This is a genomic window from Streptomyces sp. NBC_00154, assembly GCF_026342835.1.
Classification (GTDB): Bacteria; Actinomycetota; Actinomycetes; order Streptomycetales; family Streptomycetaceae; genus Streptomyces.
Genome location: NZ_JAPEMI010000004.1, coordinates 58,207 through 80,153, shown reverse-complemented (window position 1 = coordinate 80,153; position 21,947 = coordinate 58,207). Strand labels below are relative to the sequence as shown.

Genomic DNA, 21,947 nt, shown 5'->3' with positions numbered 1-21,947 from the left:
GTCAGACGCCGGCGAACGCCGGGGCCAGGGCCTTGCTCAGGGCAGTGTTCATGAAGTCGTCGCTGACGTGGGTGTAGATGGCGGTGGAGCTGTCACAGTCGTGGCCGACTTGCTGCTGGATAAAACGACGGTCGATCCCGTCCTCGGTCAGATGCGTGACGTAAGAATGTCTGATCGAGTGCGGAACTAGGTCTTTTGGAAGTTTTAGGGCATCTCGGTATGCCTCGAACCGGTCGTTGATGGAGCCGGGCTGGAGGCGTCCGCCGCGTTCGGTGATCCAGAGGGCCGGATGGTCAGGAAATCCGAAGCGAGGCCGTACGTTCTCGACGTAGTCGGTGACCGCCTCGACGGCCCAGTCCATCACCGACAGCACGTTCCTGCGTCGTGGCGGCTGGCCCTTCTTCGCCTTGCCGTAGCGGACGTTGAGTGTGCCGTACCGGCCGAACTGCGGAGCCTTCGGATTGCGCCCGAAGTCGACGACATCCAGCTTGGACGTCTCGGTCCGGCGAAGCCCCCACCCGTAGACGACCTTGAAGAGGGTGGCGTCGCGGTAGGCGGCGAGGGCGCCCTTGCGCTTGGACTTCACGGCGCGTGCGACCTGATCGTCGGCGTAGTCGAGGAACCGCTGCAGTTCTTCGCGGGTGAACGGCCTCGCTTCCGGATCCCCCTCGTAATCCTGCAGGTGAGGAAGAGTGTTCCACTCATGGGCGACCGCCACCGGGTGGGTGCCGAAGGCTTCCTCGCAGGCAGTTCCCCACCCGTAGCGGGCGTCGATGAGGAACTCGGTGAACAGTCGGACGTCGCCCTGGTAGCTGCGGATCGTCGACGGCGCCAGATGCTTCTCGCCCGCCAGAGAGGCCGACCACTCGTCCATGTGGGCCGGCGACCACTGCCACGGGTACTCGTTCGCGAACTCAAGGAACCGGCGGACCAGCCGTTCTCGCGGGTCGATCGTCTCGTCCTTCAGCCCTCGCGACTTCTGCTGAGCCCTCCAGCCCCGCAGCATCGCGTCGAACATCGCGTCCTCCGGACGCAGTTGGACCACCCCGGACACGAGCTCCATGTGAGCCGCCCCGGCCAAGGCCACCTTCTGCCGATGCACCACTCCAGGCCATCCCTTCTGGAGGGCAGATCATGCATCAGACGGGATCATCTTGGCAACATGCCTGTTCAGGAGGCCAGTTGGTAGTACCGTTGGAGTCCATCAAGCCGTCGCCCTGAACTCGCGACCTGCGACTTCTCGCCCATCTGATGCAATTCCCGAGGGTCGTGGTAGCCCATGGTGGTGTTGATGTTGCCGTGGCCAGCGATGGCCTGGGCGATATGAGGTGGCAGGCCGGATCGGATGGCGTCGGTGATGAACAGGCGGCGGAAGTCGTGCGGGGTGAAGTCCAGGGGGTGGCCGGTTGAGTCGGTGAGGCCGATGAATGCGAGGACCTCGACCAGCGCCTTGCGAATGAGCTCGCCGCTCAGGCGGGAGTTCTCACCGCCGCGGTCGTACTGGAACAGCAGAGGTGCCGGCGGGTTCCAGATGCGTTCTTCGTAGTCGTAGGCAGCCAGGAGAGGGATGGCGCCGGTTCGAGGGTCGCGGACGCGGCGGATGATCGTGGCCAGGACATCTGCCAGTTCGGGGCTGACGAGAAGGACGCGTTCCTGGTCCGTCTTGGACGGAGCGATCTGCAGCAGGGGGACAAGTTCGCCGGTGGTGGGCAGCCGATACTGGATCATGGCGTGGTGGCTGATCTCCAGCATCTCCTCGATGCGGGCGCCCGTATGGCGGAGGAACTCCACCGCCGCCCAGGCCCAGAATGCTCGGTGCTCGGCCAGGTCGAAGTAGAGAAGGACCCCGTCCTCACCGCGCGCGGCGGCGCCGGCCGCGTTCATGGTGCGGACGAACACCGCGTCATGAACGATGAAGGTGCCACCCGGCGGCACGGCGAGGAGAGCCTCCAGGCGGGCCAGGCGGTAGCGGTGGTGGTCGGCTGCGGCTTTGGCGAACGACTCCAGGGCCGGGAGCCGTTCTCGGGTCCGCTGATCCATGCGGGCTTTGACCCGCTTGACGCGCTTGCGGTCCGTGGTCTCGGCTTCCTTGATCGGGCACGGCGCCGCCCACAGCCCCCATCGGGCCGGCTCTTCCACCGCCCAGCGTGCAATGTCCAGGTAGAAGGCGCGCACGGCGATGAGCAGCAGGGCCCGGTCGGCGCGCTCGACGACCGTCTCCTCGACGGTGCCGTCCGGGCGTCTGCACCGCTGGACGCGGGTGCGAAAGCGCTCCTTCCAGGCGGTGGCGACCCCGGGCGCCAGGTCGAGGGAGTTGATGCCGGGGTGGTGGCGCTCCAGGTCCGACCAGAAGTTGCGGGTCAGGTTGCGGGCGAGGTTGTCCAGCGTGCTGTAGTCCAGACGGGGCCGGCGTTCCTCCAGGTAGTCGATCAGCAGCTCGCGGATCGGCTCGCAGGCCACGCCGTGGCGGTCGACGAGCTGCTCGCAGCTGAGCTGGCCGGTGACCCGGTGCAGAAATCGAAGCGTCACCGGAGCGTCGGACGGCAAGTTCCCCAGCTCCCGCAGCCACGAGTAGAAGAGCGTGCCACTGCCTCGGTCGAGGCCGGCCTTCCGCAACTCCGCCGCGTACTCGAAGGCATCTCCGGGAGTGATGTCCGCGAGACCTCCGCCCTTGGCGATCATGATCCGGGTCAGGGCCAGGCGGGCCCGGCCGCCTCCCACGGACGCCCAGCGCTTCGGATCGACGATCTCCTCAAGGCGTGAGAGACCCTCAGGATCACGTGTCCGTTCGACGAGCAGGCGCAGATGCACGGTGCGGTATCCGAACTGCCACGTCAGCGGCAGACGGAGCACATCGGCGCCGGCCAGCATCAGCAGCCCCGACTGGGCGCTGCTCCACCGCACGTCCGCCACGGTACTGATCCAGGTATGCCCCTCCTCAGCCCAACGCTCAGGGCCGACGGCCGCCGGGGACGCCTCCCATCTCTCCTGCCAGCTCTCACCGGGAAAGCCCGACAACCAGGTCAGAACCGCACGTGCCCCGCTCTTGCGCTGCCACCGGGTGTGCGCCTTCTCCGCCCGGAACGGCGGGCGATCCAGGACGGCGAGTACCTCCTCGATGGGCAAGCACGTCGTTGCCCAACGTGTCCCGGCGGATCGAGCCGGGAACTGGGCCTGGGCTTTTCGCATCACGCCGCCCGCGGCCTGCGGAGCGCGCGGCTGATCAGCCGGCCGGACGCGCGCGGCACCGGTCATATCGTGGACGCGGGCCTTCACCCGGCGACTCCGAACAGGTCGTTGAGCGAATCGGCCCGGTACCCGGCCGCCGGCGCTGCAGGGGCCTGGGCCAGCAGGGCCTGGCGCTCGTGGTGGGCACGGACCGCTTCAACGATCTCGTCCCGGCCGGCCGGGAGGTAGATCTGAGTGGTGCTCAGGTGTGCGTGGCCCAGGACCCACTGCAGGTCGGTCAAGGCCAGGCCAGGATCACGAGCCATCCGATAGGCGGCCGTGTGCCGCAGGTCGTGCAGCGTCCAGTTCGCCCCGAGCAACTCATTGGCCCGGTTCAGCATCGCCCGGGCCGCGTGGTACGTCAGCGGCCGAAATGGCCGCCGCAGTGTCCACCACAACGCCTCGTGCCCGCCCCGGGGTACCCCCGCCCGCCACGCCTCGTCCTGATAAAGGAGCAGCCACACGAACGCGTCCGGCGACGAGGGCAGTTGCTGGAACGCCGCGGTTCCTTTGCGGATTACCCCGAGCAGCTGCTCGCCGGGCAGCGGGTCGCGCTGCCGACTGGTCAGCAACTCGCTTGCCCTTGCCCCGTTCGAGACCCAGAAGGCCAGCAGAGCCCGGTCCCGGTTATGGCGTAGCGCGGCGAACAGTTCGTTGAAGTTGCTGTCGGGAATCCGCCGCGGCAGGCGGTGGGGGACCGACGGCCGGTAGCGGCCTCCGGCCGACTGCCGGGCCGACCGGCCAGCTGCCGCCGGCAGCCGCCGGCGCTCCCGTGCTGCGGGGAACGGGTTGATGATCGGGCCGGTGCCCTCTTCCAGGTGGAAGGCGTAGAACGACCGCAGCACGGTCTCACAATGCGCCCGTGTCGACATCGAGTACAACCGCCCAGGGCCGGCCCGTCCGGTCACCGCGTTCGGCACGCCCGCCGCTCCCCGAGTCGTCGGCGTGGGCGTCATCTCACCTGAAGCCCGGTGGCGCCAGTGGACCCGGGCGGGTTTCGGCGCGATCTGCATCCACCGAGCGAAGTCCCTCGCGTCCAGCCGCGTCGCCCGGTTCCAATCCACCCCCCACCCCGCCAGGAACCTCCACCACCGCAGCAGGTCCATCCCATACGAACGGATCGTCGTCCTCGGACGCGCGCACGCCTGGAGCTCCGCGAAGAACGCCGTCACCGGGGTGACGACTGCCCCCTCCGAGTCCAGCAGCATGTAAGGCCGCGCCGGGTCAGTCGTCTCCACCAGCGCACCGGTTTGCGGAGGAATGAAGCCCACCAGATCTCGGGCAGAATCGCCTGTCTCAAGCATGGCCGGGAAGCTAGCAGATACCGCCCCTGACCTGCGAATATTCGCCTCTAAGTTCAGTCAACGGCACCATCCCCTGCAAGGTGGTCGGTGCCACCGAGGATCACTCGATCCGCTTCCACCAGGTCCACCTGGAAGACATGGGCAGAGTCCGCACCCGGAAGGTCTGCGAGATCGACGACGAGGTCGTACAGCAGGAGGACATCGGCAAGGGCTACGAGCTCACCAAGGACGAGACCGTCCCGATCACGGACGCAGAGCTCGACCAGATGCCCCTGCCCACCGCCAAGGCCATCGAGATCGTGGCGTTCGTGGACGCCGACACGATCGACCCGGTGCGAATCGGTGACAGCTACTACCTGGCGATCGACGGGCAGGTGGCCGCGAAGCCGTACACCCTGCTCCGCAAAGCGCTGGAGCGCTCCGACAAAGTCGCCATCGCGAAGTTCGCATGGCACAACCGCGAACGGCTCGGCCTGCTGCGCGTCCGCGACAACGCCATCGTGCTCCACGCGATGCGATGGCCAGACGAGATCCGCGACCCGGCAGAGCTGGCCCCGAAGAAAACCGAGCTGGACGAGGACGAGATCGAGCAAGCCGTGCAGCTCGCCGACAGCATGACCATCGACGACATCTCCGGCTTCCGCGACGCGTACCGAGACGCCCTGGAAGAGCTCATCGAGGCAAAGACCGAAGGCAAGGAACCAGCCCAGCCGACCGAGGGCAAAGCGCAGCAGCCCAGCCAGGTCGTCGACCTGATGGCAGCCCTGAGCGCCTCCGTACAGAGGGCAAAGGAGTCCCGCGGCGAGACGGACGACCACGCCACCGTCCACGAGATGAAGCCGCGCAAGAAGACGGCCGCGAAGAAGACGACGAAAAAGAAGGCACCCGCCAAGAAGGCCGCGGCGAAGAAGACCGATTCGAAGAAGGCGGCTGGTCGGAAGCCCCGGACCGCCTGACTACCCGAGCGCCCCCAGCGCGGTGTCCGGCCGGCAGTGAATGCAGGCCCGGATCCCGTCGGCGAGGGCGGCGAGTGCCTGCTCCCGGCTGACTGCTCGGCGCCGCTTCCCGGCCGCGTAGCACCCGCCGACGTGGACTTCGATGGGTGGGGAGCCGACGCCGATGCCGAGCTCAATGACCCAGTCCGGTGTGGGCGGCCGCGCGCGCACGCCCTGCTGCCGCTCTCTCTCCCGCTGTTCAGCCGCCGCAATGGCCTCGTCGAGGCGTGTGAGCCACATGGCATGCCAGGTCCGCAGGGTGCGGAGGCGAGGCAAGTCAGACGGCAGAATATCGGACACATGTTCGAGTCTACGTGGGTACGCACCATCGGGGCATCGCCGTGCCAGCATGGGGCGCGCCGCACGGGAGCCGACGAGAGGAGCCGCATGAACGACGCTGACCTGCTGCGTGTCCTCGGCGTGGACCCGTCGGAGCTGGCCCCCGCCCCACCGTGGATGCCGCGCCAGCTCGCAAGCGTCAACCGGCTCGACGGCAGCCTTCCGTGTGTGCGCTGTGGCGAGCCCGCGAGAGCGACCGGAGTCGTGGACGCGCCCGGGCACGGCCGGCGGTGGCTGGACCGATGCATGCCCTGCCTTCTCGCCACCACCCCACGCGGTGGCCCTCCTGGGCCACTGGAGGACACGCTGGCCGTGCTGCGGCAGGCGGCCCAGCAGGCGGGCGTCGACCTCACCATCGTGACCGACGAGCCGTAGCCTGCTGGCGACCGCCTTCACCTGACCCTCAGCAGAAGACGGGCAGCTGAGTCCGGGCTGCGGACACTCAGGAGTTCCGGTTCTGGGTGCGGACGATGGCTGCGGCAATCGCCGCGACTCCGCCGCCGAGCATGCCTGCCGCAGGGACCGCCGCACCGTGATCGACGAAGTACTTGGCGACCCAGAAGTAGCCGACCACAGCGCCGCTACCGACGAGTGCACCGCTCGCTCGCAGCACCAGATTGGCCAAGTCCATCCGTCGCTGGTGAACCTGGTTGAGGCTCTGCTGCTCGAAATCCTGCTCGACCATCCGCAGGATGCGCTCGCCGGCACCGGGGACCGCACGGTCCCAGCGCTCTACCTGCTCGCCGGCAAGCAGCTCCTGATAGGGGCGATTCGGCTGTGTGGACTCCTGAAGGCCGGTGAGCGCCTCGGCAGTGGCGCCACCAGGCTCCTCAGACGGCGTCACGGCTGTCACCGCTCGCCCCTCTCGACATCGTTGTATGGGTCCTCAGCTGCGGGTTCATGCAGCTTCGGTGGCCTGCCGAGCTGACCGCACACCCGGTCCAGCGATTCCTCGACGTTTCGCAGCGCCCGCTCCCGAGAAGGCGGCACGCCGCCACGGCCGAGTGGCGCCAGGCGGTCGGGCCCTATGAAGGCGATCGGGAAGAGCCACACATCGAGCAACCCGCTCACGAATGCTCCGGTGCGAGAACCTGCCGCGCCCCTGCCAGGTCGTGACCGTGGCGCGGCAGGGTTTGGCTCTCTTCGCATGTCGTTCCGACGTGCAGTTCGCAGCGCAGCGGCCCCGAGCAGTGCCCACAAGGCGAAGAAGCTTCCCATCGACCACCAGCCGCGGGCTGTTGGTAGCGCACCCATCAGGAAGACTAGAGCGATCGTGAGTAGGGCGCCGATTACGACGCCGACGCCTCTGCGCACCCATGAGGGACGGCGGTGGGCCTCTATCGAGGCTTCGAGGAACTCCAGCGCGTGTGAGCTGAGTTGATTGCGCAGGACAGGGACCCAGGCCATGGCCTCGGCGATGCGGTTTCCTCGGTAGAGCCAGTCAGGGTCGCGATCGTGGCCTTCCCAAGCGGCCGTCGTATCCTCGATCTCCTGACGGTTGTCGAGCAACTGCCGAAGACGTGGCCAGCCTGACAGCAGCCCAATGTTCGCGATCTCGACCAGCTCGCCCTCCTGGGTGAGGACGCGGCCGCGGAGAAGCATGTCCATGGCGACGCCGGCATCAGGGGAGTCCTCGCGGTACAGCGCAGCCCGGGCGACCCGCTGCCGGATGGGCTGATTGTGATTGCCAAGCCTGATCAACTGGAGGAAGACGCCCATGGCCGCCTGCCGCTCGTCGGTGCTCAACTGCTGGTAGATCCGCTCGGCGAAGGTCGCCCCAATACCTGCGATCCCGCCTGCCTCCAGGTACGCCGATATCGTCAGCCTCGTGTCACGCCTGCTTTGCCACAGATTCCACAGCGCGGGTTGCAGCAGGGACAGCCGCTCGAGTGGAGAAACTTCTGCAAGGTCATGCAACAGCAGGTCAACCAGACCGGGTTCTAGGGTCAGGCCCGCAATCTCGGCCGGACGCTGGATCGCCGAACGGAGTCCTCCATTCGACAGCGACCCGAGAAATATCGCATCGCGCAATGCAGTCAATAGCTGCGGGACCTCAAACCAGCGTTCAGCGCAGACGGCCGACAGCTCGAAGACGACAAGTGCAACCGGTGATTCCCCGTTCCGACCTGGCCCGGCCAGGACCGAGAGGGTGTCGAGGAAGGCGCGTTGTTGCTCCTCGTCCGGAACCAGGTAGAAGAGCTCTTCGAGTCGATCGACCACGATGATCAGGCGCGGATCAGCCCCTCCGGCCAGAGCACAGACCGCGTCGCGCACCAGCGCCGCTCCCACGTGCGGGTCCGGGGTAAGCGCACCGACCAGCGAGGCGGCCGGAATACCGGTCAGTTCGGCCAAGCCGTCAACCAGTGCCACCATCGGGTGAGCGGTAGGGGAGAACAACAGGCTCGGCCACGCGCGCGAGCCGGGAAGGGCTCCGGCTGCAAGCGCCGGCAGCAGCCCGGCCCTCAACAACGAAGACTTCCCTGAACCGGGCGGGCCGACCACCGCCGCTGGGCCCCCGGTATGCATACGCGTTTCCAAGCGGCGAACCAGGGACGCAGTCTCGCCCTCGCGACCGAAGAACCACGCTGCATCCCGCTGGTTGAACGACACTGGGCCGGGATACGGGCAGACCTCCCTCCGCACGGTGTCATCGCGTACATCGGACGATCTGTAGACGACATTCATGCTCGAGGCGCCCGAAACGACGCGGGGCCGTGGTTCTCCCGGCCCCGTGCTGGGCGTGCGCTGCGAGGTAGCGCCAAACGGCGGCTCAGTCTCGGGCTGCCCCACCCGTTCTCCCTCCGGCCAGGGTCTCACGGTAGTGCACGCTCGCCAGGGCTCGCCTGCGAAGCACTGCGTGGACCCCCGGCACCGTCAACTAGTACGTCCTACGAGGCGGCGTCCTGACGCATCTCGCGCCATGCCTCCCGCCCATACGTCTCGATCTCTGACCCTTCAGAACCGCCCTCATAGAACCAGCCGTCCGCGATGAACTGACGGACCAGCTCACGGAACAGCTCGCCCCCGCGCCCCAGCTTCACGTGCAGAATCACGTTCGCGGACGGTTCGTTGTAGCTCTGCCAGTAGTCGGGCACCTGCCCGTCTCGAACCGGCACCGGGAAGTAGGGCAAGCAGTACGTCGCCTCCCGCGACGGCCTCGCCGGCGTCGAATGGTCGATCAACTCCTCGGCCGACCTGCAGCTCTGGGAGCTCGGCCGCAGCGCCGCCTGACCCCGACATCTGTCCCGGCACCCCGTCCCGGCCGCACGGGGCAGGAATTCACCCAGCAGAGAGCAGGGGTCCCGGACGGCCGCCCGTCCTGGACCCCTGCTGCTGTGTCTTGGAGCAGGGCTGTCCACACCCAGACGGGGTGCCCCAGAGCTTTGAGGCCGAGATGTTCAGGGGACGTTGACTTTCGGGCGGTCTCGGGAGATCACGCCGCACTGAGATCGGTGAGGTTGGGCACCGCTGTGGTGGCGCCGTTGCGGGACGCTTGCAGCGCGGCGTGTGCGGTGAGGACTGCGTGTAGGCCGTCGTGGAGGGTTGCGGTGTGGTGGCCGTGGCCGAGGACCAGGTCGCGGAAGGCCTCGTGTTCCGCGACAAGGGGTTCCCGTTTGGGGATCGCGTATCGGGTGACGTCGCCCTCGGTGACGCCGCGGAATGCGGCGAGCGCCTCCCGCTGGGTGGTGCGCGTGGAGCCGTTTGCCCAGTACGAGAGGTCAGCGGTGAGTGTGTCAGCAACAAGGATGCCGTGATCGCCGGTGACGGTGGTGGTCCGTTCCTTGAGCGGGGAAAGCCAGCTGACCTGGTGATGCGTGATGGTTCCGTCGGCCAGCTGGCCGACGGCTGCAAGAAGGTCCTCGTGGGAGCGGCCGCTGCGGTGGGCGGTTCGGGCGGTGATTGAAGTGAAGCGGGTACCGGTGATCCACGCGGTCAGGTCGAGGTCGTGGGTGGCGAGGTCGTGGATGACTCCGACGTCGGTGATCCGTGCGGGGTAGGGGCCGGTGCGCCGGGTGGCGACCGAGAACACGTCCCCGAGCTGTCCGCCTTCCAGTCGCTGGCGCAGGGCGATCAGTGCGGGGTTGAAGCGTTCGATATATCCCACGGCAGCCGGTACTCCAGCGGTGTGGAAGGCCTCCGCGAGCCGTCTGGCTGAGGCGGGGTCACCCGCCAGCGGTTTCTCGATGAGGGTCGGGATGCCGGCTGCTGCGAGTGCGGTGCCCACCGGTTCGTGCAGCAGTGTGGGGCAGGCCAGAACCGCGTAGTCCAGGCCCAGCTGCAGCAGCGCATCCAAGTCCGCCACCACGGGTACACCGCCGGCGGCGCGGTAGCGGTCGCCGTCCGGATCGAGGGCACCGACCAGTTGGGCACCGTCCAGGGTTCGAAGGACCCTGGCGTGGTGGCGGCCCATCTGCCCCAGTCCGATCAGGCCGACCCGTAGCGCGGTGGTGCTCATGCGACACACTCCCTGGCGCGGGCGAGTGTCGTCACAGCTCGGGCGATGTCTTCGATCTGGGCTGGGGTCAGCCCGGGGTGGACCGGCAGGGACAGCACCTGGGCGGCGGCGGCGTCGGTGTGCGGAAGGTCGGTCGCGGTCGCGTAGGCGGGTGAGCGGTGGAGCGGGACTGGGTAGTGGACGCCGGTGCCGATCCCTGCCTGTTGCAGGTTGTGGGCGAAGGTGTCGCGGTCACCGAGGGTCGTGCTGATGCGGACGGTGTACTGGTGCCAGACGTGGCCGGCTCCTGCGGCAGTGATGGGCAGAGATAATTCCGGCAGGTTGGCGAGGCGTTCGCTGAGGTCGGTGGCGTTGGCGCGGCGGCGCGCGTTAAGGGCGGGGAGTCTGCGGAGCTGGCTGCGTGCGATGGCTGCGCTGACGTCGCTCATCCGCCCATTAGTGCCCACGATCTCGTGGTGGTAGCGCTCTTCCATGCCCTGGTTGCGCAGCAGTCGCAGCGTGCGGGCCAGGGCCGGGTCGGCGGTGGTGATCAGGCCGCCTTCGATGGCCTGCAGGTTCTTGGTCGGGTAGAAGCTGAAGCAACCCGCGGTGCCGAGGGTGCCTACGGGGCGGCCGTTAAGGGTCGCCCCGTGGGCCTGGGCGGCGTCCTCCACCAGGGCGAGTTGGTGTTGCTGGGCGAGTGCGGTGAGGTCGCCCATAGCCGCGGGATGTCCGAAGAGGTGGACGGGAATCACCGCGGCGGTGCGTGGGGTGATCGCGGCGCGTACGGCGTCGGGGTCGAGACAGAACGTGTCCGGGGTGATGTCCGCGAAGACGACAGCGGCGCCGGTGAGCCGGACAGCGCCGGCCGTGCCGGCGAAGGTAAAGGACGGGACGATCACCTCGTCGCCGAGACCAATGCCCAGCGCGAGAAGGGTCAGCCACAGGGCGGAAGTGCCGGAGTTGACCGCGACGCAGTGGTTGCCGTCGACCAGGTGCGCGAACTCGTCCTCGAAGGCCGCGACCTCGGGGCCCTGGACGAGATGGCCGGACCTGAGGACGCGGACAGCGGCTGCGATGTCGGTCTCATCCAGGCGCGGTGCGGCAACGGGAATCATCGTGAGTTCCTTCCGGTCAGCGCCTGTATGCCGACCGGAAGGGTGGCGGGGCGTCAGTTCTGTTGGCGGGTGGGGTCGAAGCCGTACTGCAGGTAGACGGTGGTGTCCTGGGTCAGGGCGCGGGAGCAGGCATGAAGGCGGCGGGCCATGTGCGGAGCGAGCAGGGTGTCCCACTGATCGGGGGTGGCCAGCTGCCATGCGGCGAGTTCTTCGCGGTCGAGGTGGATCTGTGTCTGGGCTTCGGCCTCGGTGATCAGGCCGCCGTCGAAGAGGTAGTTGACCAGCGGTGGGCGGCCGTCGGCCTGTTCCGGGACCCAGTCGACGGCCAGCAGCCGGCCCGGTGTGAGATCGATGCCGAGCTCTTCCTTGACCTCGCGCTGGACTGCTTGCAGCGGGTCCTCTCCCGTGTCCAGTCCGCCGCCTGGGATCTCCCAGGTGTCGGTGCGGTAGGACGGCTGGACCAGAAGAATGCGGCCCGCTGCGTCGTGGATGATTGCCCCGGCACCGGCGATGTGCTTGGGCAGGGACGCGTAGTACTCGGCGGGAGGAAGGTGGCTCATGGAGCGGGACGCTAATCTCAGCGCCCACGGGTTCCCGGTAGCACCCTCGGCTTGGCACAGAACAGTGACAAACCGGTGTGATTCTCACTCCAGCGGCAAAGGGTCGTGCTCGGTCAGTTCATCGCCGTCGCGCCGGTAGACGCGCTGGCAACTGGTGCAGTGAAGCCCCTTTTCCAGGGCCTGTCCGCACCGGCATACCCATCCCACCTGGCGGGCGGGGTTGCCGATGACCAGGCCGTGGGCGGGCACGTCGCGCAGTACGACGGCGCCGAGCGCGACCAGGGCGTGGGCGCCGATGGTGACTCCAGGGGCGACGACGGCTCCCGCCCCGATCGTTGCCCCGGTTCGGATGGTGACGGGATGCCGGGTCCAGTCGTCCGGGCCCTTGCGTCGGCCGTCGGGGGTAGTGGCCCGCGGGGCCGGGTCCTCCAGGAGGAGAACACCGGGGCAGATCATCGCCTCGTCATTCACGGCCGCGCCGAACACACTGGCGTTGTTGCCGATCTTCACGCGGTCGCCGATCCTGCTGCCGGCACCGACGAAGCAGCCCTTTCCCAGAGTGCTGTCGGCGCCGACAACGGCACCTGCGGCGATCTGAGCCTGGTGCCACAGCCGGGTCCCCTCTCCGGCCACCGCGCCCTCGTCGAGCCAGCCGGAGTCCTGAGAGGGCAGGTGAGAGGAGTGTTGCCGGCCCACAGATGTTTTGCCTTCGGTGCCGTCGGACAGACGCCGGGTCAGGTCGGCGGGAGTAGTGGCGTCGGAGAGCACCCAGTCGGAGACTGCGAGCCCGGTGGCTTGTTCGACGGCGACCGCCAAGGACAGTCGGTCCAGCGAGTCCATACCCAGGTCACTGAAAGCGGTGTCGGGTCGCGGATCGCTGTGCTCGGGACGGACCTGACGGACGGCGCCCAGGACCTTCGCCAGCAGCTCGTTGCTAGGAATGGCGGTCATCGGACGGCCTCCAGGCGGCGGGCGAGCACGAACAGCGCGGGTACGGCCTCGATGACCGGCGCTCGCTGCCACAGTCGCCGCACGGCCGTCCCCGCCTTCGAGCCCTCTTCCAGCAGGGCACGCAAGGCCAGGTCGGCGAATGCGGCGAACTCGGCCTGCTGCGCGGGCGAAAGGTGAGACGACCTCGCAGGAGTACTTGGTCTTCACGTTCAAGGGCACCAGTACGGCCTTGGACAGTGAGCGCGCTGCGGCCCTGGCCGAGCCGGTGCGCCGTATCGCGCAAGCACGCCGCGAGGCGCCTGGGGTCGACTACCACCGTCTGTCGGCCGACGAGCACCGGTGGATCTTCGACGAGCTGATCGCGCCGTCGTATCTGAGCAGCATCGCCCCGCGACAGGCCCCCCAAGCGGTGTACGTACTGGGGCAGCCAGGGGCAGGCAAGACGGCGATCGCCCGTTTGGTGAAGCGCGCGATGCGGCCGGGGGCGACGCATTTGGTGGGCGACGACTTCAAGGCGTCGCATCCGGACTACTCGAAGCTGCTGACGGAGAATCCCCGGGGCGCGGGCGCGGCAATCCGTGCCGACTACCGCGCCTGGATGACCGAGGCCGAGGCGTACGTGAGGTCCCGGCGCGGTGACGTGCTGATCGAAGCCGCCCCGGGCAGCACGGAGGCGTTCCTGCACAGTGCTCTGCCGTTCCACCAGGCCGCATACCCGCTCGACCTGGTGATCGTGGCCGTCCGGGAGGCCGACAGCCGCCTTGCGACGGCGCTGCGGTACGCCCGCGCCCTGCAGGCCGGTCTCCCGGCGCGGTTCACCTCTGGCGTCGGGCACGACGTATGTTTCCGGGCCGTCGCCGACATCGTGGAGATGGCTCAGTCGCATCCGGGTGTCGCTGCCGTGACGGTGGTCCGGCGTGATGGCCAGGCCCTGCTGCGCCACGAGGGATCCAGTGGTCGCGGGCGGCAGGCGGCGTGGGCACTGGCGGCGGAGCGGCTCCGTCCGTACACGGAGCACGAGGCCGCACGGTTCTTCGCGCTTCACCGCGCGCTGTGCAGGGCGTTGCCGCAGCACCGCACGGAGCTGGATGAGATCGCCGCACTGGCCCGCCCGCTGATGCCCGCCGGGATGCAGGCAGCCCGCATCGGCCGCCCGCACCCGTCGTCCTGGCCGCTGCCTCTCCCCCGTGCCTGTGGTTACGAGCTGGTCAGGTCCTTGAGCTGGGCGGCATAGAGGGCTGCGATGCGTGCCACCTCTTCAGGCCCGGCCGTCTCCAGACTTCCCTGATCCAAGAGCGCGGCCTGCCGTGCGGCCTTCAGCTCCTCCATGCGGGCATCGTCGGGTACCGGGGCCCTGTGTTCCTCGGCGATCTGGGCGTTGTACCAGTTCACCACTGCCCGTACGGCGTCCAGTGCCAGCTGGTCTTCCCCGCCGTCCAGGTGGGAGTAGTCGGGGGGTCCTGCGTGAGGGTCGGACACGGCGTTAGCCACCTCTATTGTTGATCTTGAATGGAAATGGCCATTGTCCTCCCGGCTCGTTGCGGCAAGCCAGGCCACCTCACCGCGACACGGCGCGCTCGAGGGGCCGGCACCTGTGGGCACTGCCCCATTCTGGGGATGCTTGCCCAAGAGGCCCCAGGCGGACATAGGTTGGGGCAAGGTGATCATCATTCGGGGGTTGACGTGGCAGGTCGGGATCTGCGGGCGCTGTTCAGCACGAACGACCGGAGCCTGGCCACCGAGGAGGCGTTCACGAACCGGCAGGCGCAGTGGGAGCTGATCGCTGCCGCGCTTACCGAGCACCTGCGGCACACCGCCGACCCGGCCTTCGACGTCGAGGACCTCGAAGCACCACGGGACAACGTGATGGTCTTCCACGGAGTTGGCGGCATCGGCAAGACCACGCTGTCCCGCAAACTTGAGGCCGCGCTCGGCAGTGTGGAACGCCGGCCCGCCCAGTGGGGCGCACCGACCTGGGCCGGCGAGCGGATCCTCCCCGTACGGATCGACCTCGCCCGCTCGGCCGGCACCGACTTCGAACACGTCATGCTCACCATCCGGCTCGCACTCGCCGAACTCGGCCGTCCGCTGCCCGCCTTCGACCTCGCGCTGCGCCGCTACTGGGATCACCAGCACCCAGGCGAGCCCCTGGAGGAGTACCTGCGCCGTGGCGGCCTCGCCTCCCGGTTCGGCAAGGCACTACCGCAGCAGATGCAGTCCGCGCTCGGCGACATCGCCCAGGCCCTGCTTCTGCCAGGCACCGTCGGATCCGTCGTCGGCGAAGTGACCGGCTCCCTGGTGCGGGCCCTGCGCGAGCACCGGCAGTCCGTTCGGGCTCTCGCCGGGTGCACGCGCCTGGCCGACCTCCTGCAGGCCGAGCCCGATGTGGATGCCCTGTCGTACTACCCGCACCTGCTGGCCTGGGAGCTCGCCAAACTCCCGGCCGACAAGCGCATCGTGCCGGTGATCCTGCTGGACACCTTCGAGGACACCGGCGATCGCACCCACCGCGACCTGGAGCGCCTCCTGCAGCGCGTGGTGTGGCTCATGCCGAACGCGTTCTTCCTCGTCACCGGACGCAGCAGGCTGCAGTGGGCCGACGAAGGCCTGCAGGGACAGCTCGACTGGACGGGGCCTTCGGCGTGGCCCGGCCTGGCCGCCCACGACATCCCCGTGCCCCGCCACGCGGCCGGTGTGGGGCACGGGCGGCAGATCCTGATCGGCGACTTCAGCCCCGAGGACTGCAAGGACTACCTCGCCCGCCGCCTCACCCACGACGGCCGGCCCCTCATCAGCGAATCCCTGCGCACCGTAATCGCCGACCGCTCCCACGGCCTGCCCCTCTACCTCGACCTGGCGGTGATGCGTTTCCTGGAGATTCGCCGCACCGGGCGCACCCCGCAGCCGGCCGACTTCGACATCAACTTCCCAGCCCTGATCGCCCGCACACTGTCCGATCTCACCCCCGACGAGCGGCACGTCCTGCGCTCCGTCGCGCTCCTCGACTCTTTCGACCTGCCCCTGGCCACCCGGGCCGCGGGCATGACCCACGAGGCACCGGCCCTGCGCCTGGTGGAGCGTCCCTTTGTCCGCGAGAACCCGATCGGCATGTGGCCCTTCCATCTCCATGCCCTGATTCGCTCCACCATCCGCACCGCTGATGACCAGACCGACGACCGCTGGTCACCCCATGACTGGCAGCAGGCTGCCGAGCGTGCATTCGCGGGAGTGGGCGAGCAGTGGGCCACCAGTACGGCGCCGGGCCGGATGCTGCTGGTCGGATGCCTGCGCCAGGGACTGGCCGTCGCACGCGACTTCCGTCTCGAACTCGGCTGGCTCGCGGAGGCAACCTGGCAATACGTCAGCGACTCTGTATGGGAGCCTCTCGCACCGCCCGCGTCGCAGGACCCAACTGACACGCTGGAGCTGGAAACTCCAGCCGACGCTCTGATGGAGACCCTCAGCGCCCTCGCCCGCCGGCAGCACGAGCATCGTGAGCGCACCGTCACCCGGCTCACCACTGTCATCAACACCAGGCTGCTCCCCCCGACCTGCACGACATGGTCGTCTACTACCGCGCCAAGGCCGACCGCGATCTCGGGCGCAGCAGCGAATCGCGCCGTGGGATGCAGCACGTTGCCGATGGGGGTGGTCGCCTCGCGCCCGGCGCGCGACGCGGCCTGGCACACCTCGCCCGTCTTGCCGGAGACTTCTCCACCGCCCTCGAAACTGCCCGCACGCTCGGCTGGGCTGGCCGCCACCACCGCGTCCTGGGCGATGTGTGGTGGACCCAGGCCGAGATGGCGAGGGCAGCCACCGCGCACGCAGCCGCACGGGACGAGGCTGAGCAGCACGGCGTCGCCGGCGAACGGGCCATCGCCCAGGCCCAGCGCGCTCTCATCCTCGCCTTCACCGATCCCGACCAGGCCGACGACGAACTCACACTCGCCCAGCAGTTCCTCACCGGAGTCGATCTGCGCGCCACCACTCTCACCACCCAGATCGCCGCCCTCGTCCGCGACGCCGGAACCGCAGGCGACATCGAAGACCGCGCACACCTGCTGCGCACCGACATCAGCGGCGCCGGCGTGGTCGCTGCCCAGACCACCCTCGAGCTGGGCCTCTGCTTCCACTACGCCGTGCTCGACGCGCAGGACAAGGTGGCCGGTTCAATCTCCCGGCTACGCGCCCTGACTCAGGGCGGCGATTACGCCTACTACGTAGACATCGCCCACTTCATGGCCGACCTCCCGCTGCCCGCTGAGGCCCACTCGCAGGCACGATGGCTCGACGGGGAACCGCAGACCCGTGCGCGGTGGCGCGCCTTGGTCACCACACGGCGCGAGTACCTGCGGGCAACACGCTGAGAGGGTCTCAGGCTGGCCCTGCGTGGCTGTCAGATCGCGCGCAATACCGCGACGACCTTGCCGAGGATCGCCGCGTCGTCTCCGGGGATCGGCTGATTCTCTGGGGGTTCCCTGGCCGTGGCGTGACGTCGTAGATGGTCCCCTCGTTGAGGGTGCTGCGACGGTTCTCGGGGGGTGTGGCTCTGTGGCTGGTCGTGCAGATCGAGTCATGGAGTAGGGGTAGAAGTGCGTGCATTCCCTGTGGTGCTCCCATCGGGCACCCGGTACTGGACTGTGGTGAACAACGACCTGGGCGTCGTCGAGGAGGTGGATCGCTTCCTGCAGGAGCTGCGCCTGGCGCGCGGTCGAGCGGAGACGACGACGAAGGCGTACGCGGAGGGCATCTGTCTGTTTCTGCTCTGGTGCCTGCTCACCCGGCGCGACTGGCGGACTGCGGCCCGGGACATGGGGCTGTTCATGATCTGGCTGAAGTGGACGCCAGGCAGGAGCGGTTCGCGTCAGGTCGTGGTGCCGGGACCGGGATCCAAGCCGGTACGGGGCGAGATCCGGATCAATAAGGTGCTGACCGCGGTGCGGATGTTCCTTCTGCACGCGGTGGCGAACAAGGCAGCCCCGACCTGGGTATTGGAACAGCTCTACGAGATCGGCGACGACCTGGACCTGCCGGAGGTAGCGCGAGCGGAGAGCGGGGGGATGCGCTATCGGATGCGGGCGAGGCACAGGGTCCAGGAACCGGAGACGAACATCGACCGGGCCAGCGACGAGGAAGTCGTGGCGATGTTCCTGGCCTGTCGCTCGGCCCGCGATCGGCTGACGCTGCTGCTCCTTACCCGTGTCGGTTTGCGGCCGGGGCAGGTCGCTGGCCTGCACCGCAGCGATCCTCACTTGATGATGGACTCCCGGGCCCTGGGGTGCTCGGTCGAGGGCGCCCACGTGCACGTCACGCGACGGCAGAACGAGAACGGCGCCTGGTCGAAGTCCAAGAAGTCGTGGGCCATGCCGGTGGACCACCTCGTGGTGATGGCCGTCGACCAGTACGCCGTGGAACGACACGAAGTGCTGGGCTCGGGCGGCAGCGACTTCTTGCTCGTCAACCTCTTTCGCCCGCCCTACGGGGCCCCGATCACCACGGACGCGATCGGTGAGCTCTGCGGGTCCCTGTCCCGGCGAGCGGGTCTGGGCCGGGTGGTCACTCCGCGCATGGGCCGGCATGCGATGGCCAGCAACGTGGCCGATGCCGGGGGCAGCCTGGACGAGGTTCAGGCCCTCCTGGGCCAGAAGAACCCGGAGTCGGCCCGCCCCTACCTGCACCCCAAGCCGTCGAGGCTCCGGGACGCGGTCGAGCGGGTTCCCTCTCCTCGGGAGTTTCTGGAGGGGGGCCGGTGACCACAGCCACGACCGCGCTGCCGGTGCAGGCCGTGAGGCCCGAAGCTGCTCTGATGGGGGCGGTGACGGAGGAGTTTCTCCAGCTCATCGGTTGGGATCCTGCCGTGCGGATCGTCACCTTCCCGCGCTCCCATCCGCTCCTCGGCTCCCGGATCTGCCCAGTCAAGGGCTGCGAGAAGATGGCCTACACCTCTCGCGAGCGGACCCTATGCCGGGGCTGCGAGACCAAGATGAAGGAGTCTGGGCAGTCGCTCGATGAGTTCGTGGCCACGGCCAAGCACAACTGGCGGTCGACCGGGACCAGCCCCTGCCAGGTGCCTGGATGCGCCCGGCCCCGCAGGACGATTCGCCAGGCTCTATGCGATGCGCATTGCTACCAGCAGCAGAAGATCCACCGCGTGACGATTGAGGAGTTCCTCCTGCGGCCTGACCTGCAGCCGTTCGAGAGCCTTGGGCCCTGCGCAGTCGCCGCCTGCTACCGGGACCGCGGCAACGGCGACTACTGCCCGCCGCACCGACAGGCACGTAACCTCTTGCGCCGCACCGGCTGGCTGGAGGGCGAGGAACTCTGGCGTCGGACCGCGCCGGCGGTGGTCGAGCACGGCGTCGTCAGCCTGCGCGGCCTGCCCGACTTGGTGGTCGCGGAAGTTCTCTTCTGCCTGCAGGACCGCAACGCCAAGGGTGTCAAGCAGAGAGATCAGGACCTTCGTCCGTTCGTCGATGCCGTCCGCGCTCAGCAGCTCTCCTCGATCAGGGACTTCGATCTGGGCGCGATGAAGGATCGCGCCAAGCGGTTGGCGGTCGGATTCCTCAAGCACCTCGCCCGCTTCGGCCTGTCGCCGGAGACCGAACGGCACAAGGACACCTGGGACGGCGCCGCCTTCGGGCTGGGCAAGGGCTTCCTTCACTTTGAGAACATCTCTCAACGGTGGCTGCGAAAGGCAACCCAGCAGTGGGCGATCGACGATCTTCCCCGTCGGCGAGGGAAGAACCCCCTTCCGCCCGTTCAGCGTCAGATCAACTCGATCGCGATGCTCTCGAAGAGTCTGCGGTTGAACCGCGACGACGAGGGGAGCGATCCGCGCATCCTGAGGAGGGACGACATCGTCCTGTTCCTCAACCGTCTCCTCTTCCTCCAGCTCCAAGGGGAGATCTCGGCCCTGCACCGGTACTGGGACGCGCGCGACATCCGGCGCTTGCTCGCGCGCATGAGGACTCTGGGGTTGACCCAGCCCGGACAGCCCCTGCACGGCCTCCCGGACAACTTCGCCCTCCGGGAAGAGGACGTGCCCGAGTACGACGAGGACGACGACGCCGGCCGCGACCTCCCGGTCGAGGTGATGCGCCAGCTCTGCCAGCACCTGGACAGTCTCGACCCCGACGGCCACCAGCTCAGCCGGACGGCGACCGAACTCCTCATCGACACCGGCCGCCGCCCCGACGAAATCTGTTCCCTGCCCTTGGACTGCCTGGGGCGGGACGGGGATGGCAAGCCCGAGCTGATCTATGACAACCACAAATCGCTGCGAAAGGCGCGTCGCCTCCCGATCGCCGAAGCAACCGCCGCCTTGATCATCGCCCAGCAGGAACGGACTCGCGCGCGGTTCCCCAACACACCGCGCAAGGAGCTCGTCCTTCTGCCTTCGCCGGTGGCCAACCCTAACGGCACCAAGGCCATCAACAGCGATTCGGTCGGCGATGTCCACCGGGCATGGGTCTCCTCCCTGCCGGAAATCTTGGTCCCCGTTGTCGTGGATGAGGACGGCAAGCGGGTCAAGAAGATGCTGCCCTTCGACAAATCGAAGATCTACCTCTACGCCTACCGGCACACCTATGCCCAGCGTCACGCGGACACGAACGTGGCACCCGATGTGCTCAGAGTCTTGATGGACCATCGCCGGCTCGACACGACTCAGCGGTACTACCGGGTCAGTGACAAGCGTCGCCGCGAGGCTGTCAACCGGGTCACCGCCATGCAGTTCGACCGGAAGGGCAACCGGATCTGGCGCCAGGTCGAGACCCTACTGGAGTCCGAACACGCCCGCCGGGGCGTTGGCGAAGTCCAGGTCCCCTACGGGATCTGCACCGAACCCACCAACGTCTCAGCCGGCGGCGACGACTGCCCCGTCCGGTTCCGCTGCGTCGGCTGCGAACACTTCCGCACCGACGTGTCCTACCTCCCGGACCTGGAGGCATACCTCGCAGATCTCCTCCGCGGCCGGGAACGACTGGCGGCCTTCGCCGCGGACTCTTGGGCAAAGACCGAGGCGATGCCGTCCGACGAGGAGATCACTCGAGTCCGCCGCCTGGTCAAACGCGTCAGGGAACAACTCGAAGACCGCACCGAGGAAGACAGAATGCAGATCCAGGAGGCCGTCACCGTGGTCCGTCGCAGCCGGCGAGTCGTCTCACTCGGCATGCCTCGAGTGCGCCCCGAACTGCCCGACTACCGTGGGGGAAGGTCCGCCGAATGACGTCCATGATCGAAGGGAAGAAGGCCGACTCAGCCCGGCGCCGTGAACGGGTCCTCAAGGCCCTCGATGCGGCCATGAAGAATGGGGGCGACATCACGGTCTCCGGGCTTGCCAGAGCCGCCCGTGTCGACCGGACCTTCCTCTATCGCCACCGCGACCTGCTCGAACACATCCACATCGCCACCAGCACCCCAGTCGAGGAAGGCCGAGTGGCAGCGGTCAGCAGGGTCTCGCTCCAGACCGACCTCGCTAACGCGCTGGAGCGCAACAAGCGCCTTGCCGCACGCGTCCGGCAGCTGGAGAAGCGGCTGTCGAGCGAGCTCGGTGAGCGCGTCTGGGCCGCATCCGGACTCGGGGCGCCCACCGACATCGACGATCTCCAGCGGCGCATCACCGTGCTGGAACAAAAACTTGCAGACACACGCGGCGAGTTGGAGGAGCGAATGGAGGAACTGGCTGCCGCGCGGGCCGCGAACCGCGAGCTCACCCGAGCCCTGAACCAGCCCCATCCAGCCTGACCAAGTACGAGCCAGATTCCGACTCGGTGCCCGCCTTCGGTGGGGCCACTGCCGCGTTCAGCCGCCGCCTCCGGATCACCCGAACCGGGCTGGCAGCAGGCCGCTGGGCGAAATCGCGATCGGCGTTGGTCGGGTGGCCCGAAGGTGAGATTCCCTCGGGCCACCCGACCAACCACGAACTGATCCGGGCATGATGGCGCTTCCTGATCTCGGTTCTGTCCGCACTTCCGTGAACGAGGTTCGAGCGGCTTGAATGACGGATCGTTCCTCCA

The 21,947-nt window shown here is 68.1% G+C and carries 21 protein-coding genes; 8 read left to right on the top strand and 13 right to left on the bottom strand.

Features of this window, described 5'->3' with window-relative positions; all coding sequences use genetic code 11:
* Position 1: 1 nt before the first annotated feature.
* The 3 genes from OHA03_RS46700 to OHA03_RS46690 all read right to left on the bottom strand — a co-directional run bounded on the left by OHA03_RS46700 (position 2) and on the right by OHA03_RS46690 (position 4,466).
* Positions 2–1,063 carry a tyrosine-type recombinase/integrase gene (locus tag OHA03_RS46700; protein WP_267010028.1) on the bottom strand — a complete coding sequence of 354 codons (1,062 nt, stop codon included), beginning with the start codon at positions 1,061–1,063 and terminating at the stop codon, positions 2–4.
* 107 nt (positions 1,064–1,170) lie between these two features.
* The gene (locus tag OHA03_RS46695; RefSeq protein ID WP_267010027.1) at positions 1,171–3,126 is read right to left on the bottom strand and encodes a site-specific integrase; all 1,956 of its coding nucleotides are present in this window, start codon (positions 3,124–3,126) and stop codon (positions 1,171–1,173) included.
* A 146-nt stretch (positions 3,127–3,272) separates the two neighbouring features.
* A complete protein-coding gene (locus tag OHA03_RS46690) occupies positions 3,273–4,466 on the bottom strand; it encodes a site-specific integrase (protein ID WP_267010026.1) in 1,194 nt (397 codons plus the stop codon).
* 92 nt (positions 4,467–4,558) lie between these two features.
* Here OHA03_RS46690 and OHA03_RS46685 point away from each other — a divergent pair, with 92 nt between their 5' ends.
* Entirely contained in the window at positions 4,559–5,488 is a 930-nt protein-coding gene (locus tag OHA03_RS46685) for a Ku protein (RefSeq protein ID WP_267010078.1), read from the top strand.
* Here the strand turns inward: OHA03_RS46685 and OHA03_RS46680 are convergent, their stop codons facing one another.
* The gene (locus tag OHA03_RS46680; RefSeq protein ID WP_267010025.1) at positions 5,489–5,767 is read right to left on the bottom strand and encodes a DUF6233 domain-containing protein; all 279 of its coding nucleotides are present in this window, start codon (positions 5,765–5,767) and stop codon (positions 5,489–5,491) included.
* Between the two features lie 147 nt (positions 5,768–5,914).
* Here OHA03_RS46680 and OHA03_RS46675 point away from each other — a divergent pair, with 147 nt between their 5' ends.
* Positions 5,915–6,241: a hypothetical protein gene (locus OHA03_RS46675; RefSeq protein WP_267010024.1), complete on the top strand. Its 327-nt coding sequence runs from the start codon at positions 5,915–5,917 to the stop codon at positions 6,239–6,241.
* Positions 6,242–6,308: 67 nt separating this feature from the next.
* Here the strand turns inward: OHA03_RS46675 and OHA03_RS46670 are convergent, their stop codons facing one another.
* The 8 genes from OHA03_RS46670 to OHA03_RS46635 form a co-directional block, all read right to left on the bottom strand.
* On the bottom strand, positions 6,309–6,710 hold the full coding sequence (locus OHA03_RS46670; protein ID WP_267010023.1) for a hypothetical protein: 402 nt from the start codon (positions 6,708–6,710) through the stop codon (positions 6,309–6,311).
* 5 nt (positions 6,711–6,715) lie between these two features.
* Positions 6,716–8,551, bottom strand: coding sequence for an AAA family ATPase (locus OHA03_RS46665; RefSeq protein ID WP_323181429.1), 1,836 nt, complete (start codon positions 8,549–8,551; stop codon positions 6,716–6,718).
* Between the two features lie 203 nt (positions 8,552–8,754).
* Positions 8,755–8,982, bottom strand: coding sequence for a hypothetical protein (locus OHA03_RS46660; RefSeq protein ID WP_267010021.1), 228 nt, complete (start codon positions 8,980–8,982; stop codon positions 8,755–8,757).
* Between the two features lie 317 nt (positions 8,983–9,299).
* On the bottom strand, positions 9,300–10,322 hold the full coding sequence (locus tag OHA03_RS46655; protein ID WP_267010020.1) for a Gfo/Idh/MocA family protein: 1,023 nt from the start codon (positions 10,320–10,322) through the stop codon (positions 9,300–9,302).
* Positions 10,319–11,419 (bottom strand): DegT/DnrJ/EryC1/StrS aminotransferase family protein, encoded by a 1,101-nt coding sequence (locus OHA03_RS46650; protein ID WP_267010019.1) that lies wholly within the window; start codon positions 11,417–11,419, stop codon positions 10,319–10,321. Before OHA03_RS46650 ends, OHA03_RS46655 begins: the two co-directional genes overlap by 4 nt.
* 53 nt (positions 11,420–11,472) lie before the next feature.
* A complete protein-coding gene (locus OHA03_RS46645; RefSeq protein WP_267010018.1) occupies positions 11,473–11,979 on the bottom strand; it encodes an NUDIX hydrolase in 507 nt (168 codons plus the stop codon).
* A gap of 84 nt (positions 11,980–12,063) precedes the next feature.
* Positions 12,064–12,930: a phosphopantetheine-binding protein gene (locus OHA03_RS46640; RefSeq protein ID WP_267010017.1), complete on the bottom strand. Its 867-nt coding sequence runs from the start codon at positions 12,928–12,930 to the stop codon at positions 12,064–12,066.
* Positions 12,927–13,055 carry a hypothetical protein gene (locus OHA03_RS46635; protein WP_267010016.1) on the bottom strand — a complete coding sequence of 43 codons (129 nt, stop codon included), beginning with the start codon at positions 13,053–13,055 and terminating at the stop codon, positions 12,927–12,929. The genes OHA03_RS46640 and OHA03_RS46635 overlap by 4 nt, the downstream gene beginning before the upstream one ends.
* 71 nt (positions 13,056–13,126) lie before the next feature.
* Here OHA03_RS46635 and OHA03_RS46630 point away from each other — a divergent pair, with 71 nt between their 5' ends.
* The gene (locus OHA03_RS46630) at positions 13,127–14,164 is read left to right on the top strand and encodes a zeta toxin family protein (RefSeq protein ID WP_267010015.1); all 1,038 of its coding nucleotides are present in this window, start codon (positions 13,127–13,129) and stop codon (positions 14,162–14,164) included.
* On the opposite strand, the gene OHA03_RS46625 is transcribed toward OHA03_RS46630, so the two are convergent.
* Entirely contained in the window at positions 14,128–14,409 is a 282-nt protein-coding gene (locus tag OHA03_RS46625; protein WP_267010014.1) for a hypothetical protein, read from the bottom strand. The two genes, OHA03_RS46630 and OHA03_RS46625, sit on opposite strands and share 37 nt — an antisense overlap.
* Before the next feature lie 204 nt (positions 14,410–14,613).
* On the opposite strand from OHA03_RS46625, the gene OHA03_RS46620 reads away from it, so the two are divergent.
* From OHA03_RS46620 to OHA03_RS46605, 5 genes are all read left to right on the top strand, one after another.
* Positions 14,614–17,124 (top strand): hypothetical protein, encoded by a 2,511-nt coding sequence (locus OHA03_RS46620; RefSeq protein WP_323181428.1) that lies wholly within the window; start codon positions 14,614–14,616, stop codon positions 17,122–17,124.
* The gene (locus OHA03_RS47955) at positions 17,091–17,297 is read left to right on the top strand and encodes a hypothetical protein (protein WP_323181427.1); all 207 of its coding nucleotides are present in this window, start codon (positions 17,091–17,093) and stop codon (positions 17,295–17,297) included. The genes OHA03_RS46620 and OHA03_RS47955 overlap by 34 nt, the downstream gene beginning before the upstream one ends.
* Positions 17,298–17,522: 225 nt before the next feature.
* Positions 17,523–18,683 carry a tyrosine-type recombinase/integrase gene (locus OHA03_RS46615; protein WP_267010013.1) on the top strand — a complete coding sequence of 387 codons (1,161 nt, stop codon included), beginning with the start codon at positions 17,523–17,525 and terminating at the stop codon, positions 18,681–18,683.
* Entirely contained in the window at positions 18,680–21,157 is a 2,478-nt protein-coding gene (locus OHA03_RS46610) for a site-specific integrase (protein ID WP_267010012.1), read from the top strand. The genes OHA03_RS46615 and OHA03_RS46610 overlap by 4 nt, the downstream gene beginning before the upstream one ends.
* Positions 21,154–21,675, top strand: coding sequence for a DUF6262 family protein (locus OHA03_RS46605; protein ID WP_267010011.1), 522 nt, complete (start codon positions 21,154–21,156; stop codon positions 21,673–21,675). The genes OHA03_RS46610 and OHA03_RS46605 overlap by 4 nt, the downstream gene beginning before the upstream one ends.
* The last annotated feature ends 272 nt before the right edge of the window (positions 21,676–21,947 follow it).

What these genes read in the sequence shown, in the direction of transcription:
- OHA03_RS46700 (WP_267010028.1), bottom strand. Translation starts at nt 1,063, where the DNA reads ATGGAGCTCGTGTCCGGGGTGGTCCAACTGCGTCCGGAGGACGCGATG.
- OHA03_RS46680 (WP_267010025.1), bottom strand. Translation starts at nt 5,767, where the DNA reads ATGTGGCTCACACGCCTCGACGAGGCCATTGCGGCGGCTGAACAGCGG.
- OHA03_RS46675 (WP_267010024.1), top strand. Translation starts at nt 5,915, where the DNA reads ATGAACGACGCTGACCTGCTGCGTGTCCTCGGCGTGGACCCGTCGGAG.
- OHA03_RS46665 (WP_323181429.1), bottom strand. Translation starts at nt 8,551, where the DNA reads ATGAATGTCGTCTACAGATCGTCCGATGTACGCGATGACACCGTGCGG.
- OHA03_RS46655 (WP_267010020.1), bottom strand. Translation starts at nt 10,322, where the DNA reads ATGAGCACCACCGCGCTACGGGTCGGCCTGATCGGACTGGGGCAGATG.
- OHA03_RS46650 (WP_267010019.1), bottom strand. Translation starts at nt 11,419, where the DNA reads ATGATTCCCGTTGCCGCACCGCGCCTGGATGAGACCGACATCGCAGCC.
- OHA03_RS46645 (WP_267010018.1), bottom strand. Translation starts at nt 11,979, where the DNA reads ATGAGCCACCTTCCTCCCGCCGAGTACTACGCGTCCCTGCCCAAGCAC.
- OHA03_RS46640 (WP_267010017.1), bottom strand. Translation starts at nt 12,930, where the DNA reads ATGACCGCCATTCCTAGCAACGAGCTGCTGGCGAAGGTCCTGGGCGCC.
- OHA03_RS46605 (WP_267010011.1), top strand. Translation starts at nt 21,154, where the DNA reads ATGACGTCCATGATCGAAGGGAAGAAGGCCGACTCAGCCCGGCGCCGT.